This is a genomic window from Vibrio sp. H11, assembly GCF_004804295.1.
Lineage (GTDB): Bacteria > Pseudomonadota > Gammaproteobacteria > Enterobacterales > Vibrionaceae > Vibrio > Vibrio ostreae.
This window is the reverse complement of record NZ_SSHN01000007.1, coordinates 98,295-115,961: the sequence shown is the minus strand read 5'-3', so window position 1 is coordinate 115,961 and position 17,667 is coordinate 98,295. Positions and strand designations below refer to the sequence as shown.

General features: G+C 50.7%; 13 protein-coding genes. 3 read left to right on the top strand and 10 right to left on the bottom strand.

Annotation, left to right across the window (positions count from 1 at the left end; all coding sequences use genetic code 11):
- Window positions 1-7: 7 nt before the first annotated feature.
- The 6 genes from E6C74_RS12585 to E6C74_RS12560 all read right to left on the bottom strand — a co-directional run bounded on the left by E6C74_RS12585 (window position 8) and on the right by E6C74_RS12560 (window position 7,890).
- The gene (locus E6C74_RS12585; RefSeq protein WP_136485697.1) at window positions 8-1,993 is read right to left on the bottom strand and encodes a (Fe-S)-binding protein; all 1,986 of its coding nucleotides are present in this window, start codon (window positions 1,991-1,993) and stop codon (window positions 8-10) included.
- A 15-nt stretch (window positions 1,994-2,008) separates the two neighbouring features.
- Window positions 2,009-4,072, bottom strand: a complete 2,064-nt coding sequence (dgcA, locus tag E6C74_RS12580; protein WP_136485695.1) for a dimethylglycine demethylation protein DgcA — start codon at window positions 4,070-4,072, stop codon at window positions 2,009-2,011.
- Between the two features lie 88 nt (window positions 4,073-4,160).
- Window positions 4,161-4,694 (bottom strand): DUF5943 domain-containing protein, encoded by a 534-nt coding sequence (locus E6C74_RS12575; RefSeq protein WP_136485693.1) that lies wholly within the window; start codon window positions 4,692-4,694, stop codon window positions 4,161-4,163.
- A 59-nt stretch (window positions 4,695-4,753) separates the two neighbouring features.
- Window positions 4,754-5,731, bottom strand: a complete 978-nt coding sequence (locus tag E6C74_RS12570) for a dipeptidase (RefSeq protein WP_136485691.1) — start codon at window positions 5,729-5,731, stop codon at window positions 4,754-4,756.
- A gap of 175 nt (window positions 5,732-5,906) precedes the next feature.
- The gene (locus E6C74_RS12565) at window positions 5,907-7,046 is read right to left on the bottom strand and encodes a GlxA family transcriptional regulator (protein ID WP_136485689.1); all 1,140 of its coding nucleotides are present in this window, start codon (window positions 7,044-7,046) and stop codon (window positions 5,907-5,909) included.
- 607 nt (window positions 7,047-7,653) lie between these two features.
- The gene (locus E6C74_RS12560) at window positions 7,654-7,890 is read right to left on the bottom strand and encodes a hypothetical protein (protein WP_136485687.1); all 237 of its coding nucleotides are present in this window, start codon (window positions 7,888-7,890) and stop codon (window positions 7,654-7,656) included.
- A 284-nt stretch (window positions 7,891-8,174) separates the two neighbouring features.
- Here E6C74_RS12560 and E6C74_RS12555 point away from each other — a divergent pair, with 284 nt between their 5' ends.
- Window positions 8,175-10,091: a Cache 3/Cache 2 fusion domain-containing protein gene (locus E6C74_RS12555; RefSeq protein ID WP_136485685.1), complete on the top strand. Its 1,917-nt coding sequence runs from the start codon at window positions 8,175-8,177 to the stop codon at window positions 10,089-10,091.
- A gap of 191 nt (window positions 10,092-10,282) precedes the next feature.
- The gene (locus E6C74_RS12550; RefSeq protein WP_136485683.1) at window positions 10,283-11,002 is read left to right on the top strand and encodes a GntR family transcriptional regulator; all 720 of its coding nucleotides are present in this window, start codon (window positions 10,283-10,285) and stop codon (window positions 11,000-11,002) included.
- Between the two features lie 63 nt (window positions 11,003-11,065).
- On the opposite strand, the gene E6C74_RS12545 is transcribed toward E6C74_RS12550, so the two are convergent.
- The 4 genes from E6C74_RS12545 to E6C74_RS12530 all read right to left on the bottom strand — a co-directional run bounded on the left by E6C74_RS12545 (window position 11,066) and on the right by E6C74_RS12530 (window position 16,916).
- Window positions 11,066-12,199: an amidohydrolase family protein gene (locus tag E6C74_RS12545; protein WP_240798182.1), complete on the bottom strand. Its 1,134-nt coding sequence runs from the start codon at window positions 12,197-12,199 to the stop codon at window positions 11,066-11,068.
- A gap of 113 nt (window positions 12,200-12,312) precedes the next feature.
- Window positions 12,313-14,796, bottom strand: coding sequence for a branched-chain amino acid ABC transporter ATP-binding protein/permease (locus tag E6C74_RS12540; RefSeq protein ID WP_136485679.1), 2,484 nt, complete (start codon window positions 14,794-14,796; stop codon window positions 12,313-12,315).
- The gene (locus E6C74_RS12535; protein WP_136485677.1) at window positions 14,793-15,662 is read right to left on the bottom strand and encodes a branched-chain amino acid ABC transporter permease; all 870 of its coding nucleotides are present in this window, start codon (window positions 15,660-15,662) and stop codon (window positions 14,793-14,795) included. The genes E6C74_RS12540 and E6C74_RS12535 overlap by 4 nt, the downstream gene beginning before the upstream one ends.
- A gap of 69 nt (window positions 15,663-15,731) precedes the next feature.
- Window positions 15,732-16,916: an ABC transporter substrate-binding protein gene (locus E6C74_RS12530; RefSeq protein WP_136485675.1), complete on the bottom strand. Its 1,185-nt coding sequence runs from the start codon at window positions 16,914-16,916 to the stop codon at window positions 15,732-15,734.
- 165 nt (window positions 16,917-17,081) lie between these two features.
- Between E6C74_RS12530 and E6C74_RS12525 the strand changes: the two genes are divergently transcribed.
- Window positions 17,082-17,486, top strand: coding sequence for a nuclear transport factor 2 family protein (locus E6C74_RS12525; protein WP_136485673.1), 405 nt, complete (start codon window positions 17,082-17,084; stop codon window positions 17,484-17,486).
- Window positions 17,487-17,667 lie beyond the last annotated feature (181 nt).

Genomic DNA, 17,667 nt, shown 5'->3' with positions numbered 1-17,667 from the left:
TGATCTCCTACACGGTTTCTGCAACAGCGTCAGGTGTCCAGACCTGGGCAGCGTTATCGCTGGATCCGGCCTCACCTTCAAGCAATGCTTCGGCAACAATCTCGGCGATATCTTTCACTTCAGGGCGTGGTTCAACCACACCTTCCAGCATCGCTGTACATTGCTGACAACCCACAGCCACCAACTCAGCTCCGGTTTCACGGATGTCATCCATACGCATATCTGCGATACGGCGTTCGCCCGGAATATCGGTGATTGGCGCCGCACCACCACCGCCACAACAACGTGAGCGGAATCCGGAACGTTCCATTTCAGCCAGTTCGATTCCCAACTGCTTGAGCAGTGATCGAGGAGAATCGTATTCACCGTTGTAACGGCCCAGATAACAAGGATCGTGGTACGTCACTTTGCCACCCTGATGGGCACGCAATTGGATCAGTCCTTTTTCTGCTAACTGGTTAATGAACGTTGTATGGTGCCAAACCTGGTACTGAGGCTTCTCGTCTTCAGGGTACAGATCCGGATACTCATTCTTCAGTACGTGGAACGCGTGCGGGTCTGTGGTCACAATGCAGTTGAACTCATATTTGCTCAACGTTTCAATGTTACGGCGAGCAAGACGCTGGAAGGTCGCATCATCACCAAGACGGCGCGCCACATCACCACAGTCGAGCTCTTCGTCACCGAGAATCGCGACATCGATGTTGGCAGCTTTCAGAACTTTGACGAACGCTTTCAGAATGCGTTGGCTACGCATGTCAAACGCACCATCGGAGACCCAGAACAGCACATCCGCGCGTTTCACGTCTGCCATCAGGTTAAGCTCTTGGTCAGCAGCCCAGTGTGAACGGCGCTGCGGCGCATAGCCATTCGGGTTATCGGTATAGATAAGGTTTTCCAGTACCTCGACACCCTTCTCTGGCGTTTGGCCTTTTTCCAGCGTCAGGAAGCGACGCATATCAACGATGGCATCAACGTGTTCGATCATCATCGGACACTCTTCCACACAGGCACGACAAGTGGTACATGACCACAGTGTTTCGGCATTCACCAGACCATTAACGATCGGGTTGTGCGCGCCACCCTGAGCACAGCCAACTTCTTTACCCGGGTACGGGCTACCGGCGTACTTTTTATCGCTACCGCCGGCCAGGCCCACCACCATATCCTGGATCAGTTTTTTCGGGTTCAGGGGTTGTCCCGCTGCAAACGCAGGGCACATTGCTTCACATTTACCGCACTGCACACAGGCATCAAAGCCAAGCAGCTGATTCCATTTAAAGTCAGATGGCTTCTCTACACCGAGTTTTTCAGCATCGAGATCAACCAGCTTTAGACCCGTTGAACGGCCGCCGCCAAAACGCTCCGGACGACGGTGGAATGCCAGGTGAAGCGCACCAGCGAAAGCGTGCTTCATCGGACCACCCCAACCCATACCAAAGAACATTTCACCCAGACCCCAGATGATGCCGGCGATCAGAATCACCGCCAGTGCCACACCACCAAACGCTTCAGGCAGAATGCCAGAAACCGGCAGAGTCACCAGGAAAAAGCTGATCGCAAAAGCAAACAGGCTTTTTGGCAGACGCATCCAAGGACCTTTCGACAGACGCGAAGGCGGATTCAGGCGGCGACGCCATACAAACGCCGCTCCAGTCAGCATCAGCGCCAGCGAACCCAGCAACACCCAAGACAGAATCTGAGGTGCCAGGCCGAAGACGTGAACAGCAAAGATTAAAACAACGGAGAGCACGAAGCCGCCGGCGGTGGCAACGTGCGTGTTTGACATAGTTTTGTCACGGGCAACAACGTGGTGCAGATCCACCAGGTAGCGTTTTGGCATCGCTTTTAAGCCAGCGATGATCGCCACTGGCTCTTTCTGTCCCTGACGCCATAGCTGCACCCGACGTAGCATCCCGATAACCGCCAGGACACTGGCGGCTGAGACTAAAACCGGAAGTAACAACTCCAGATTAAGGAACTCCAGGTTCATGGGCACCTCCTCAGATCAGAGATCTTTGCACAAACGCAATGCGTCGTAGATGGCTGCGTGTACGTTGCGCTGAGAAACGCAATCGCCCAGACGCCACAGGATCATGCCATCGTTCGATTCAGACAGAACTGGCTGAGGCTTGGCAGCAAACAGCGTTTCGTTGTCGATCTGACCTTTGTTGACAGATTCTGCTTTCAGTTCGTAGTACAGTGCTTCGTTCGGACGAACACCGTTCTCGACCACGATCTGATCTACTACGCGCTCTTCTTTCTGACCGGTATATTCGTTTTCCAGGACAGCCACCAGGTTGTCGCCTTCACGGTAAACTTTTTCCAGTAGTAAGTCAGAGGTCATGATGACTTCTTTCTCATACAGGCTACGATAGTAAGTCGGGAACGTTGTACCACCGATACCGACACCTGGTTTGATGTCGTCAGTGACGATTTCAACCATCGCGCCTTTCGACGTCAGGTAATCAGCGGCAGACATACCGGAGAATTCACAAATCGTGTCGTAAATCAGGACGTTTTTACCGGGTTCAACCGTACCGTTCAGTACGTCCCAGGAAGAAACAACCAGACCTTCATCCGCGCCCCACTCTGGATTCTGTTCGATAAACGGCGTACCGCCGGTCGCCAGAATACAAACGTCAGGCTTAAGCTCACGAATTGAATCTGCGCTTGCTGCAGTATTTAGGATCACTTCCACACCCAGACGATCCAGTTCCATCGCCAGCCAACGAGTAATACCCGCCATCTGGTCACGTTGTGGGGCTTTGGCTGCAATACTTACCTGACCACCCAGCTCACCGGCTTTTTCAATCAGAGTCACTTTATGGCCACGTTCTGCCGCAACACGCGCCGCTTCCAGACCACCAGGGCCGCCACCGACAACCACGACATTACGTACCGGACCAGTTGTCTTTTCAATGATGTGAGGCAGCCCCATGTATTCACGTGAAGTTGCCGCATTCTGGATACACAGAACATCAAGCCCCATGTACTGACGGTCGATACAGTAGTTCGCACCAACACACTGACGGATTTGGTCAGTCTGGTTCAGTTTGATCTTAGCGATGATATGAGGATCGGCGATGTGCGCACGAGTCATACCGACGAAATCGACATAACCATTTTCCAGGATACGTTTAGCCTGGTTTGGATCTTTAATGTTCTGAGCGTGGATAACCGGCACAGAAACCACTTCTTTGATACCTGCAGCCAGGTGCAGGAATGGTTCTGGCGGATAGCTCATGTTCGGAATAACGTTGGCCAGTGTGTTGTGAGTATCACAACCTGAACCTACTACGCCGAAGTAGTCGATAAGACCTGTTGCGTCATAATAAGCCGCGATTTGCTTCATGTCTTCGTGCGCCAGACCGTCCGGATGGAATTCGTCACCGGTAATACGCATACCAACAACAAAGTCCGGGCCAACAGCTTCACGCACTGCTTTCAGTACTTCCATACCAAAACGCATGCGGTTTTCAAACGTGCCACCCCATTGGTCAGTACGTTTATTTACACGAGGAGACCAGAACTGGTCAATCATGTGCTGGTGCACTGCTGACAGTTCTACACCGTCCAGGCCACCTTCTTTTGCACGTACGGCTGCTTTCGCGAAATCGCCGATAACGCGCCAAATTTCTTCTTCTTCAATCGTTTTACAAGTTGCGCGGTGAACCGGCTCACGAATGCCAGACGGGGACATCAGGCTTGGCCAGTTTTCACCATCCCATCGAGAACGACGTCCCATGTGAGTAATCTGAATCATGATCTTACCGCCGTGCTTGTGCACAGCATCAGCAAGATTCTGGAAGTGCGGGATAATACGGTCGGTAGAAAGGTTAACCGAACTCCACCAGCTTTGTGGGCTGTCGATTGAGACCACACTTGAGCCGCCACAAATACAAAGACCACAGCCACCTTTGGCTTTTTCTTCGTAATATTTAACGTAACGGTCGGTCGTCATACCACCATCAGTGGCATAAACTTCTGCGTGAGCGGTACTAACGATGCGGTTACGAATCGTCAGCTTATTGATTTTTAATGGTTGGAACAGAATATCGAACTGGGACATGCTTCACCTCTGTACCAGTCATACTCCCCTAGAGAGTATGACTGTCTTCCTTGACTGTGCTTTTACTAATCGTTGTAATTGTAATGTGTTACGCCACTGGCGTTGTTTCAAACATACCAAAGTCACAGCCTTCTTCTGCCGCACTCTGTGTTTGAACTGCCTTGGTCTTAACGTCGTAGCCAAGACTTTGCGCAATTTGATCCATTGCGCCAGCGAACCAACCAGTAAACATATAGTCAACCTTGCGGTTCACTTTGCCGTACTGATATACAAATGCTGAGTTGTCGAGACGAACTTTTGCAACACCTGCGGCGATATCCAGCTCTTCCGTAGTGAAGATACCCCAACCGCGCTGAGACAGACGTTTCATGTAGTGAGCGAAGATCTCTTCACCAACCAGGCCATGCTCTTCAGCTTCTTTTTCACACCAGTAGTAAGCTGATTTGTAACCGGCTTTATACAGAATCTCTGCGTAGCGGTCCGGACCCAGCTCTTCTTCGATCGCCATGTGGTTATTGACAAAGAAATGGCGAGGAACATATAGCATCGGCAGAGCGTCGGTGGTCCAAACGCCGGTTTCGTCGTCGACCAGGATTGGCATTTCAGGTGCATGTACACTCATTTCAAATACTCCGTTATTTTAAAATTTGATCAGTTATCGATTGTATGTAGTGTGTGAGCTTATTCGCCCCACACGTCACCTAAGACGCGAAGCCAGTTCTCGCCCATGATTTTACGAACCTGAGTTTCAGAGAAGCCGTGTCGTAACAGTGCATCTGTCAGGTTAGGGAACTCACCCAACGTACGGATGCCTTCCGGGTTGATGATCTTGCCAAAGTTCGTCAACCGGCGTGCATAGCCTTTATCGTGAGTAAGCCATTCAAAAAACGGCTGGCCATGACCTTGAGTAAAATCGGTCCCGATACCGATTTGGTCTTCGCCAACCAAATTAAATATGTAGTCGATTGCTTCGACGTAATCTTCGATTGTTGAGTTGATGCCGTTCTTCAGGAAAGGGGCAAACATAGTGACGCCAACAAAGCCGCCGTGATCGGCAATGAATTTCAATTCTTCATCGGATTTGTTGCGTGGATGATCTTTTAGTCCGCTTGGCAGACAGTGGGAGTAACAAACTGGTTTTTTCGACGCTTCAATCACTTCACGTGACGTTTTTTCACCGACGTGTGACAGGTCACACATGATGCCGACGCGGTTCATTTCTGCCACGATCTCATGGCCAAAGCCAGACAAGCCGCCATCGCGCTCGTAACAACCGGTACCGACCAGGTTCTGGGTGTTGTAACACATCTGTACCACACCGACGCCAAGGTCTTTAAATACTTGTACATAGCCTAATTGGTCTTCGAACGCGTGCGCGTTCTGGAACCCCATCATGATGCCGGTTTTACCTTCCTGCTTTGCACGGCGGATATCGCTGGTCGTTTTCACTTTCGTCACGATGTCGTTGTTCGCTTCGATCAGATTGTTCATTTCAACGATGTTATTTACAGTGTTCTGGAAACCTTCCCACACTGAGACCGTGCAGTTAGCAGCGGTCAGTCCGCCTTTACGCATATCTTCAAAAAGCTCGCGATCCCATTTAGCAATCACGAGTCCGTCAATGACGATAGCGTCATCATGCAGTTCCTTTGCGTTCATCTTCTCACCTGGTTATTTGTTCTATGGGCGTATGCTCAGAATAGGTATTCCGGTCATTGAGTAGTGTTCTGAAAACGTCACTCCAAACACCTTTTGCGTAACTGTGTACGTCGTTTTTTGATAAAAAAAAAGCCGCTGCGAGAGAAGCAGCGGCTGAGGAGAATTTGGAGGTTTATTAGACCATTACAGACCCATACGTAGGTTCATATTGTGCCTCATACAGCGAGCGTGACGACTGCAGATCTGACGCTGCCAGAGCGGCAAGATCTGCCTGGGTTGGATCATCTTCCAACTCGGCACTCAACAGGGTTGTATTCAGCTCATTATCGTAGTGGCCTAAGCGCTCTGCACGCGGAGAAATGCCGATGTGAATACGATAACATTTACTGAAATGCGGAGAAGATACAAAGCCACATGCGGTCGCGATGTCGATAATCGACATCGAGGTCTGGCGCAGTAACTGACGTGCTCGGAACAAGCGCAGCTTCAGGTAATATTTTGACGGCGGGCATTGCAGATATTTCTGGAACAGGCGCTCTAACTGACGACGCGACAAACCGACGTACATAGCCAGCTCATCCAATTCGATGGTCTCTTCAATGTTTGCTTCCATCAAAGTAATCGCTTCGACCAGCTTCGGCTGAGCAGTGCCCAGCACGTGACGCAGAGGTACACGCTGGAAATCATTTTCGCCACGAATTCTGTCGCAAATGAACATTTCAGAAATGCTCGCCGCTAACTCATGGCCGTAGTCCCGTTTGATCATGTTGATCATCATGTCCAGCGGTACAGAACCTCCGGTACACGTCATACGATCGCGGTCAATCACGAACAGATGGTTTGAGCATACAACTCGTGGGTAGGCTTCCTGTAAAGCCGCAATACACTCCCAGTGTGCCGCACATTCGTATCCATCCAAAACGCCTGCTTCCGCCAACAGGTAAGGACCAGTACACAGGCCACCCAAACGCAATTGCTTACGTGCCAGAGATTGCACCCAGTTCACCTGACGTCGAGTGAAACTGCGGGTAATGTTTACCCCCCCGACTACGATCAAGGTATCCAGCTTGGGCGCTGAACTCATTGATGCATCGGGAGTAATCTTGATACCGTCACTGGCAGAAACCGGCTCGCCGTCTTCCGTGATGGTGTACCAATCGTACAGCTCTTTGCCGCTAAGCTGGTTAGCCATTCTTAGTGGTTCAACCGCTGAAGCCAGCGCAAGCATAGTGAAGTTATTCAGCAGTAAAAAACCGATTCGGCCGACTTCTTTCTGCGCGTATCCTTGTCTGAGCGAGTTTTGTAAAACCGACATTGCGCACTCCAATTATATCTAATCATCGTTGTGGAGATTTTAACACTTTGCTAACTGTCCCATTTAGCAGTAACAAAGTAGCAACAACCGTACCCAAAAATAAATCTTCTATGATCCAAACAACCGACCATGTCGCAAACTGCTAAGTTATCTGCAGAAAATGTCGCTTATTTTTGTGACTTTGCCTTTAAAAATTTATTTTTCTTATACGATGATAAATAACTCACGTTTAAAACGGTGCAGACACCCTGCACTGCATTGGTTCACAAGCACTAAGAGAGGGAAACCAAACTGGTGATTGTTGAAAAGATGTTAACACTTTGTGCTGTAATCGCAAGATTAAAAAAGCGTCGTTTTTAGCTATTTTTATGATTGTGAGTTAGCGCAAACATTGTATACAAAAGATGCAAAAAAAAGGGAACCAGATGGTTCCCGAATTGAGTGAAGAAAGAGTGAGTGGATCACTTCACAAGTGGTGCTACGACAATACAGAAAGCCCGTTAATCTGTACCGTTTGCACCGTTAAGGACAAATTGAGAGGGTGCTGAGCGTTTCCGCTGGTGAGAGGCACATGACAGGCTCAGCGGGCTGCCACATACCTTGTTGCTTAGTAAAATACTGCTTGGTTAAATACTACCTTGCTCGACTGGCCGCCTTTGCGGTCAGCAGTATAAAAGCCGATGATTAATTCGTCCTTGTTGAACATGATGTTAGCCAGCGTCGGTAAGTGCATGCTGTTTGCTAACGCCTCGACGGGGTCGATTTGCGACATATGGGAAACTTTTTCTCTTTTTATAGATATTTCACCGTCCTCAGTCAGCGATGACTCTTCCAGTTCAACCACACAACAATTACCACCTCCCACTCTTTCAATATGAGCTATAACAGAAAGGCAGCAACTCAATAACAATGAAGATGCATCGTCGATAACACTCCAACACTAATGATACATAAATCACTGTTAATGGTAGTTAATTTGATTTAGATCAATTTATACCACAAAATGTACAACTGAGAGGCGGTGTAAAGAGTCCACAACAATAGTGCTGCCTGTTTTTCTGAACCAATCCGTTTACCAATCTGATAATCATCGACGGATACCAGAACCTCACTTTTTAAGGTATTTATATGAGCATTAACCGTAAATTCATTTTGACCATTACCGTTTTAATATGCTTGATCGCTTTGGTTTTGGTTGGTTATGAGATCCAAACCAGCATTAATCAGGTGAACGAACAGGCCAGCCGACAAAAAGAGCAAGCGATTCAGGAGACGACTCGCTTACTGAACACCACCAATGACATCATGATGCAGCGGGTCGAGAGCAGCATGAAGTTACTCAAGGAGCGCAGCAAACTGTTGGGCCCTGCACAATTGCAAGGACAAGAAGCAGTCGCAGGTCAAAACGCACCGGCGCTCTACTTTGGTGACACTAAACAATCGAACAATTACGATCTTGTCGACAGGCTTACCGGTATTATGGGCGGAACGGCAACGCTGTTTGCGCGCAGTGGTAACGACTTTATTCGAGTGTCCACCAACGTCAAAAAAGACAATCAACGCGCCGTAGGCACTTTACTGTCACGCAATGGTAAGGCGATGGCGGCGATCACCAGCGGTCAAAGCTATTACGGCATGGTTGATATCCTCGGCCACCCTTATATTTCTGCCTACGAGCCAATCATTGAGGATAATCAGACCCTTGGCATCTGGTATGTGGGATACCCCGCTAACATGAGCATTGTCACTGACTCCATTGCACAGTCGCGCATTCTCAATCAGGGATTCGTCGCGTTATACGACGGTACAGGCCAATTGCGTATGCATTCTGACAACCTCAGTGACGCCCAAATCAAAGCCGCGCTCGACCAGCCTGATGATTGGGTGATTACACGTTCAGACTATGCACCGTGGAACTATCAGATCGTAACCGCTTACCCGAAAGCTGAAATCTCAGCCATGATCTGGAAAATTTCCATCCAGGGAGCCGCGACTGTATTGGTGATCAGTTTAGTCATGATAGGGTTTATTACTCTGCTGGTAAGACGCATCGTAGGCAGACCGTTAGCCGTTTATGTTGATGCAATTCATAACCTGGCGGATGGCGAAGGTGATCTCACGCAACGTTTCGACCTGCGTGGTAATGATGAACTCGCCACCATGGCTAAGGGTTTTAATAAGTTGTTGGATCGCATCCATACCACAATCAAACAGTCAAAAAGCGCTGCAGAAGCTGTCAATCAGTCTGCCGCTCAGTTGATGGCTATCGCAACCCAATCTTATGCAGCGTCAGAAGCGCAGAATAAGGATACCGAACAGGTTGCTGCAGCATCGCATGAAATGAGCCTTTCGGCGCAAGATATTGCGAAAAATACCACCAATGCGGAACACAACGCTAACCAGGCGAATCAAGACGTGAGTCGCGTCGGTGAGACTTTGACTCAGACCATTAACAGTATCCAGCATCAGGCGGATACGATTCAAAAATCCACTGCGGTGGTAGGAGAACTGGTTGATGCGAGCCACAGCATTGGCAACGTGCTGGGAGTGATTAATGACATCGCTGATCAAACCAACCTGCTGGCACTGAATGCCGCTATTGAAGCAGCTCGAGCTGGCGAACAGGGACGCGGCTTTGCCGTAGTCGCTGATGAGGTCCGTTTACTGGCGAGCAGAACCCAGAAATCAACAGAAGAAATCCGCGCGATGGTGGCGCGTTTGCAGACCAGCGGTGAAGAAGCCTCAGAGCAGATGACATTGAGCAGCCGCATCGCCGCAGATAATGTCCAGCAGGCACAGATTGCTGATGATGTACTGAAAACCGTGCTTGCATCAGTAGCCAACATTTCGCAGCTTAATGCCGAAATCGCCAGTGCTGTGGAACAACAGCGGTATGTCGCAGAAGATGTGAGTAAAAACATCAATCAGATCCGTGAAGCCAGTGATCAGAATCTAAACCTGAACAGCGAAACTCAGCAAGCCTGTCAGACGCTTAAGCAACTGGCCGATAATCTGCACCATCAGCTCTCGCTGTACCGGGTGTAGGTAACATCAGTACAACTCTCCAAGCGGCCACATATGGTCGCTTTTTTTATGGTCGAACTTTGTTCAATACCTCATGCGCCAGGCCAGGCGCTATATTGCCGCGCTTTCATCTGTCCCTTTGTTGTTGTCTCACTGAGTCTATCAAGGGTAAACTGAGTGCTAGCAATAAGAAATATAAGGTTTTCTCAGCAATGGTTACGCCGCGCCCAACCGCATCGACGCATAAACAACAAGAAGTACAACGCATTATGGCCGCCCTTTCGGCCGCAATAGCCCAGCACAAACTTAAACCGGGTCAGCGTCTGGTCGAAGCGCAGATCGTTACTGCTCTGCAAGCCAACCGTAACCATGTGCAGACAGCTCTGCAGCGTCTTGCGCTGCAGCACATTGTCACCATCGAACCCAATCGCGGCGCGATGGTTTCTCAACCGACGGCACAAGAAGCGCGCGAAGTTTTTGCTGCCAGACGGGTAATCGAACGCGGTATTGTTGAAGATATTACGGCGCAGAAAATGGCCGAACACTGGCCGCAAATTGAGGCGCACATGCAAGCTGAACAAGCCGCGGTGCAGACCAACGACCGCCGCGCCATTGTCGGTGCCTTGTGTGATTTTCACCGCCTGCTGGCTAACCTGTGCGGGAATCGTGTCCTGATGGAGATGTTTGATAATTTGATGGTACGCAGTTCACTGATTGTTGCGCTTTATCAGCGAAACGATGTTCCGGCGTGTCAGCACAATGAACACCAGCAGCTTATTGATGCATTAAAAGCTGGTAATCAATCACAGGCTGTCGCTGTTATGCTGGCGCACCTTGATCATCTGGAAGCGGAATTGGTGTTGAGCCCGGGTAATGACCAAGAACTTGACCTTGGTGACGCACTCAGCCAAGCGCCTGTAACGCCAGATTAAGCAGCCGATAAAGAGAAACAGCGGGGAAAATGCTATTCCCCGCTGTTTCTTCTCCCTACACATTTAAAGCGGATGATGTAAATTCACCTGCGGCCTAGTAAACGTTATCCGGCCGCGTTTGATCGCCATAACGGGTGCTTGTACAGTTGCGACCACATCCGCTTGACTGAGCGCGTCAAAAAAGACCGCATCGGCCACCTTACCGACTCCGATCCCGTAGTGTTGCAGTTTCATCAGCTTTGCCGAATCCCCTGAAATCCATTCAAAACACTGACTCAGCTCCGCGGGTGTCGCCAACTGAGCGACATTGGCATACAGATTCGCCTGCCTGACCTGAGAAGCATCACCGTAAGGCGTAAACGGGTTCTCAACGTTATTGGTCGAAATGGAACAGCACACGCCCTGCTTACTCAGCGGCAACAGCGGTGCAACACCACGCGGCACCAAATGGTCAAACTCGCGTCCGTTGAGAAATAAATCGGTGCTCGGCAACGCCGTTAACCGGACGCCTGCTTGTGCCATTTCCTGCGCCAGCTCTTGTAACTCAGCCGGTTTGACTGCCGACAGCTTAGTCACATGGCCCACCGTTACCCGGCCCTGATAACCAAATTCACGCGTCATTTCCATCACATATGGTAGTGTCATGGTTGAACTGTCGAGGTCAAAATCGAGATGAAAATCGAGATCGACATCATACTGAGTGGCCAGGCTAAACAGCGTTCTGACTTGCTGCTCAGGATCACTGTCGGTATAGGGGCAACCACCGAGCAAATCGGCGCCCTGCTCCAGCGCCTGCACCAGCAACTCGTAAGTCCCCGGATTATTATGCAGCCCCTCCTGAGGAAATACACACAGCTCGAGGCTCAGCGCCCAGGCATAATCCTGTTTGAGCTGCTTTATAGCCTCGAACCCGGTGAGGCCGACGACAGGGTCTATCTCGACATGGGTCCGCATATAGCTGGTGCCCTGGGTGATGGCCTTTTCCAGTACCCGTTTACCTCGCTGGTACACATCCTGGTAGGTAAAGCTTTTCTTCAGCTGTGATGTCTGTTCAATCGCTTCTTGCAGCGTGCCGTGCTGCAGCCGGCAACGTGACACCGTACACGCTTTATCGAGATGAACATGAGTTTCGACCAGGCCTGGCAGCATGAGTTGCCCTTGGGCATCAATCACATTTGCTGCACTAAATGAGCTCACATCTGTCTCGTTTTGCGGCTGAAAAGCGGTGAAATATCCCTCGCGGATAAACGCGCAGCTAAGCGTTGACTGCCCTTCTAAACGACAATTTATCACTACGGTATCTGCTTGCATTAACTTGCTCCCATATAGGCTTTTTCTAACTCCGAATCGGCTAATAATTGTTGTGCCGTACCTGCCTGCACTATCTTGCCGGTTTCGAGTACATAAGCCCGATCAGCAACCTGCAGCGCAAGATTGGCCATTTGATCGACGAGCAGTATGGTCACGCCGTCGTCTCTGAGCTGTGCCAAGGCATCATAGAGCTCAGCAATCATCGAAGGAGCAAGGCCAAGCGACGGTTCATCCAGTAACAGGATGCGTGGTTTGGCCATTAACGCCCGTCCGACCGCGACCATTTGCTGCTCTCCGCCAGACAGCAGTCCGGCCTGACTCTCTATCCGATCGCGCAGGCGCGGAAAGCGCTGTAAAATCGCTTCAATTTCGTTTACCTCATCGACATCATCCTGACGTGAATACGCGCCGAGCAGCAGGTTGTCTCTGACAGACAGATCACCGAATAGCTGACGCCCTTCGGGAACCAAAGCCAGGCCACGTTCGGCAATCTGATCAGCATTCATGTGATGGATGTAGCTGTCATCAAGGCCAATCGTCCCGCTGGCGGGCTTCTTAAGCCCCGCCAGGCAGCGCAGGATGCTGCTTTTCCCGGCACCATTGGCCCCTAAAATGGCGACACATTCGCCCGGATTAACCTCAATATCAACCTCATGCACCACAGGGGACGCCCCGTAGTCTATGGTCAGTTGTTTGGTAAACAGGACTGACTGTTTGGCAGCAGTCCACTGCTTGGCCCGTGGCGGGGCGTTATAACTGGTCGCGCCCAGATAGGCAGCAATGACCGCCGGATCCTGTTGAATCTGTAGTGGTTCACCCAGAGCGATCGGTTTACCGGCATCCAGCACCAGCACCTGATCACTGACACCCATCACCAGTTTCATATCATGCTCAACCAGAATGACCGCAATACCAAATCCGGCGATGGTCTTGATTAATCCGGCTAACTTGTCTGTATCCTCCCGGCTCAGACCTGCCGCTGGCTCATCCAGCAACAAAACCCACGGACAGGTGGCCAGCGAACGCGCTATCTCGACCAGACGACGGTCGACATGGGGTAAGTCCTGCGCGGGAGTATTGATGGCCCCCTGATAACCGACCAGTGCCAGCAGATTCAGCGCCAGTTCACGCTGTCCTGGCTGCCGGGCGTAAAACGGATGGCCGATACTGCCTTGCTGCATCGCCGCCAACAGATTTTCCAGTACTGACATATCATCAAACAACTGGCTGGTCTGATAGGTGCGTGAAATGCCGCAGCGGGCGATACTATGAGCATTAAGGCCAACAAGCTCTTCATTCAGGCTGACCCTGCCCTGATCCGGGGTATAAAAACCGCTGATCATATTCAGGACCGTGGTTTTACCCGCCCCGTTAGGGCCGATAATACTGGTCACTTTGCCAAGCGGCGCTTCAAAACTGACCCCTTGCGCTGCGACCACACCACCAAAAGTAATACCGATATTGTCGACCTTTAGTGCACTGAGGCCGTTATCCGCACGATCGTAAAACGTCGCAATCAGATGCCGGTTGACCGATTTGGGCGGTAACTGAATGCTCGTTTTACGCAATCGTGTGGTCATTTCGCCGATCAGGCCGCGCGGAGCGCCCCACAACACGGCGAGCAGCAATACCGCAAAAATCAGCAGGCGGTATTCCGCCAGCGGCGCCAGCAGCTCAGGCAATAAAACTACCACCGTGGCTCCCAGAACCGGTCCCCATAACGTGCCTGTTCCGCCCAGGATCACCACCAGCACAAACAAAATCGACTGAGTAAACGGAAACGTGCTTGGGCTGATGTACATCATCAGTGGCGGGATCATTGCACCGGCAAGCCCCGCAAACGCCGCTGATAAAGCAAAAGCCAGGGTTTGTGTATGCAGTGGATTAAATCCGAGTGAACGCGCTGCAACCGGACTCGATTTTACCGCACGCATTGCTTTGCCCCAGCCACTGTAATAGACCTGCTGATACATAATTAGCGCCGCGCCGAGGCTCATCATACCGATAAGCGCAAGCAGACGTTCCGGTTCCAATTCGCCCAATTCCGGCATCGGGATCCCCATCAACCCATTGGCACCACCAGTTACGTCACGCCACTCCATCAAGCCGTGATGGACGACGAAAGAGAACGCGATGGTCACCATTGCCAGATAAGGCCCGCTAACCCGCATGGCCGGGATAGCCAACAAGCCACCCACGGCGCCGCACACCAGCGCAGCAGCCACAACGGCCAGCCCGAAAGGAACGCCATTCAACAGCAACAACCCGCTGACATAAGCGCCAATCGCATAAAAAGCGATATGGCCAAAACTTATCTGGCCACTCATCCCCATCAGGATGTTAAGACCAACGCCAACCAGTGCCGTGATAGCACAGAGGGTAAACACCAGTAACGAATAGCTGTCGAGCAGAAAACAGAGCACAGAACCTGCCAGGGTAAAAAGCGTAATCCACAACCAGGATTTTGACTGAGTGACATTCATACTTTCACCTCCTGTCCTTTAACGAACAGGCCATTGGGTTTGACCGCTAATGCCAATATGACCAGAGAGAAGGTAATGATCTGAGTGAACGCGGAGCCAAAATAAACGGTGACTATCGCCTCCGCTAAACCAAAAATCAGCCCGGCACTGAACACGCCGGACGCACTGGTGATACCGCCCAGAATGGCGACCGCAAAGGCTTTGAGTCCGAACAGCGTGCCCATGTCTGAATGCACCGCAAACAGTGGCGCGATGAGAATACCGGCGATCGCGGCGAGTACCGTCGACATGGCAAAACTGACCGCCACAACGCGACTGACATTGATACCCATCAGGCGGGCAGAATCCGGATTCTGTACACAAGCGAGCAGCACTTTTCCTAAACGGGTACGGCGTACCAGCACAGCCAGTAACAGCGCGATAATCACACCGACCACGGGAATCATGACCTGCAGTGCATACACTCCGCTGCCGAACAAGTCGACACTGGTGGTAGCAAATTCATTAGTAAACTGACGCGGCTCTTTACCGAAGGTAAACAACACCGCATTATCGATTAGAATGCCTCCGGCGACCGTCGCCATCAGCCAGGCATCAGAGCCTTTATTGGCAAACGGGCGCACCAGAAAGCGCTCAATAGCCAAGCCATATAACGCACTGAGCAGCAAAGTGACACAGAAGGCAACCCAGTAAGGCATGCCCCAGGTGATGCAAAAAGAGTAAGCCAGCACCGCCCCGAGCATCATGGCACTGCCCTGGGAGAAATTAACGGTTTTGCTGACGATATAAGTAATATGAAACCCGAGGGCAAGGAGAGCATACATGCTCCCCAGACCCAGCCCGGTAATAATGGCAGCGGTTAACATGACGTAACGCTCTCCTATCCGTATTGACTGACCAAATATTAGTATTGACTTACCACCGTTCGGTGCGAGTTACTGAACCGGTACGATTTGGTCATTGACGAAATGAGTGAAAACATAATCTTTGGCACCAATCGCATCATGTTGGGTTTCGGTGAAAGGCCGTTTAAAATCTTTAATCAAGCCCTGATAATCATCGATACGATAGAAACCGTCACGAATGGCACTACCCTGCGTAGAACCGGCATTTTGTATTGCCAGCGCGGTGAGATGCATCGCATCGTACGCATTGGCAATGCCCACAGCCGGTGTCACATCAGCCACACTTTTGATTTCCGGGAATTTAGCCTGCAATTTGCCAAACACTTCCCCGCCTTTCCCCGACTGCGTATCGGTAAACGTAAAGGTCTGAATAAAATGCACCCGATCCGCTGTTGGCCCCGCAAGTTCACCAAAACGCCCGCCTGCCGGGCCCCAGTGAGAAACAACCGGTACGTCCCACCCCATACGCTCGAGTGATTTCACCACTTGGGCTGAAGGTGCCACGTTAGCCACCATCAGCAAGGTATCGGTGCCTTTTTCTTTCAGCCGGGTAAGTTGTGGTACTAAGTCAACATCACCAGACTCAATACGTTCTATCCCGCTGTATTGCAGACCACGCGCCTGCAATGCCTTGCGGAATCCCTTCTCATTTGACTCTCCCCAAGGGTTATTAATCAGCAACATACCTGGTTTTTTCATGGCATAGTTGTCAATGCCATATTGCACCAGCGCTTCATCAACCACTTCATCCACCGCCGAAACACGGAATACATAATTCTCTTTGGCGCCATTCTGGGTGATTGGCGTACCGGCTGCCCAAACACCCATAAACGGCATTTTCATTCGGTTAGCAACAGGCACGATGGCAAGGGAAACCGGAGTATCTAAGCCGCCAAACAGCACAGCGACATCTTCTTTCTGGATCAGCTCACGGGCAGCCAGCAACCCTTTCGACGGATTGCTTTCATCATCACGCCGTACCAGCTCCAGCGGGCGCCCCAACACCCCGCCTGCCTGATTAATTTCATCAATAGCGATAACCAAACCACGGGTAATCGCCTCACCCGATTTGGCAGACTGGCCTGACAGCGCCGCGACCAATCCGACCTTGATCGGTTCGGCAGCATATGCAGCCAACGTACTCATGGACAGTGCTGCCGTGACACCCACCGAAAGTCCGTGTTTAACCAGTTTGTTGATTGTTGAACGTTTCATAAGATCCCTCTTTTCATTAATTGCTAGCCATTGCATAATTATTGCTAGCAATTTAGGTGCCAGACGAAAAGTACCGAATTTCGTGGAATTTGCCAAGAAATATGCACAAAAAAGATCCAAATCAGATTCGTTTGCACCATTAATAACCAACCAAGGAGAGACGTCATGTCAGAAACAGACAAAGCAGTAGAAATCGTCAGCCAGTTTTTGGAGGCCTCAATGAAGCCGGATCCGGAAACCGCCGCTACTTTTATGGATGAGCAGGTCAAGATCACTTTTACCGGGCGCAGAGAAATGGCCAACGCACAGGCCATCACCGCCTTCAATCAACAGCGCTATCAGTGGATCAAGAAAGATATTATGCAGTATGACGCGGTGCAGAAAGCCGATCACTGCGTCGTCTATTCGATTGGTTATCTGTACGGACAATGGCCGGATGGCCGCCACTTTAATGGCAACCGCTATACTGACCGCTTTGAGGTGAAGAATGGTAAAATCACCAAGATGGATGTACTTAATGACAGCGCGGAGTGGATCTTAACGCCGGAGATCAACCGCGAGCAGGTTTGAACTCACGGAGAGGTCACTTAACAATAAACGAGTCAGGAACAAGAGCAGACAGAGAGCAGAACACCAGGTTCTGCTCTCTATTTTGTTATCAGGATGAAGTGTCTACCATGACCACTTGCGGCTGTCCGCTGACCATGCAGGCCTGACGACTGCGCCCGGTCAGTTGGGTAAATTGCTGCGA

What these genes read in the sequence shown, in the direction of transcription:
- E6C74_RS12570 (WP_136485691.1), bottom strand. Translation starts at nt 5,731, where the DNA reads ATGAACGCAAAGGAACTGCATGATGACGCTATCGTCATTGACGGACTC.
- E6C74_RS12530 (WP_136485675.1), bottom strand. Translation starts at nt 16,916, where the DNA reads ATGAAACGTTCAACAATCAACAAACTGGTTAAACACGGACTTTCGGTG.
- E6C74_RS12565 (WP_136485689.1), bottom strand. Translation starts at nt 7,046, where the DNA reads ATGTCGGTTTTACAAAACTCGCTCAGACAAGGATACGCGCAGAAAGAA.
- E6C74_RS12550 (WP_136485683.1), top strand. Translation starts at nt 10,283, where the DNA reads ATGGTTACGCCGCGCCCAACCGCATCGACGCATAAACAACAAGAAGTA.
- E6C74_RS12535 (WP_136485677.1), bottom strand. Translation starts at nt 15,662, where the DNA reads ATGTTAACCGCTGCCATTATTACCGGGCTGGGTCTGGGGAGCATGTAT.
- E6C74_RS12585 (WP_136485697.1), bottom strand. Translation starts at nt 1,993, where the DNA reads ATGAACCTGGAGTTCCTTAATCTGGAGTTGTTACTTCCGGTTTTAGTC.
- E6C74_RS12540 (WP_136485679.1), bottom strand. Translation starts at nt 14,796, where the DNA reads ATGAATGTCACTCAGTCAAAATCCTGGTTGTGGATTACGCTTTTTACC.
- E6C74_RS12555 (WP_136485685.1), top strand. Translation starts at nt 8,175, where the DNA reads ATGAGCATTAACCGTAAATTCATTTTGACCATTACCGTTTTAATATGC.
- E6C74_RS12525 (WP_136485673.1), top strand. Translation starts at nt 17,082, where the DNA reads ATGTCAGAAACAGACAAAGCAGTAGAAATCGTCAGCCAGTTTTTGGAG.
- E6C74_RS12575 (WP_136485693.1), bottom strand. Translation starts at nt 4,694, where the DNA reads ATGAGTGTACATGCACCTGAAATGCCAATCCTGGTCGACGACGAAACC.
- dgcA (WP_136485695.1), bottom strand. Translation starts at nt 4,072, where the DNA reads ATGTCCCAGTTCGATATTCTGTTCCAACCATTAAAAATCAATAAGCTG.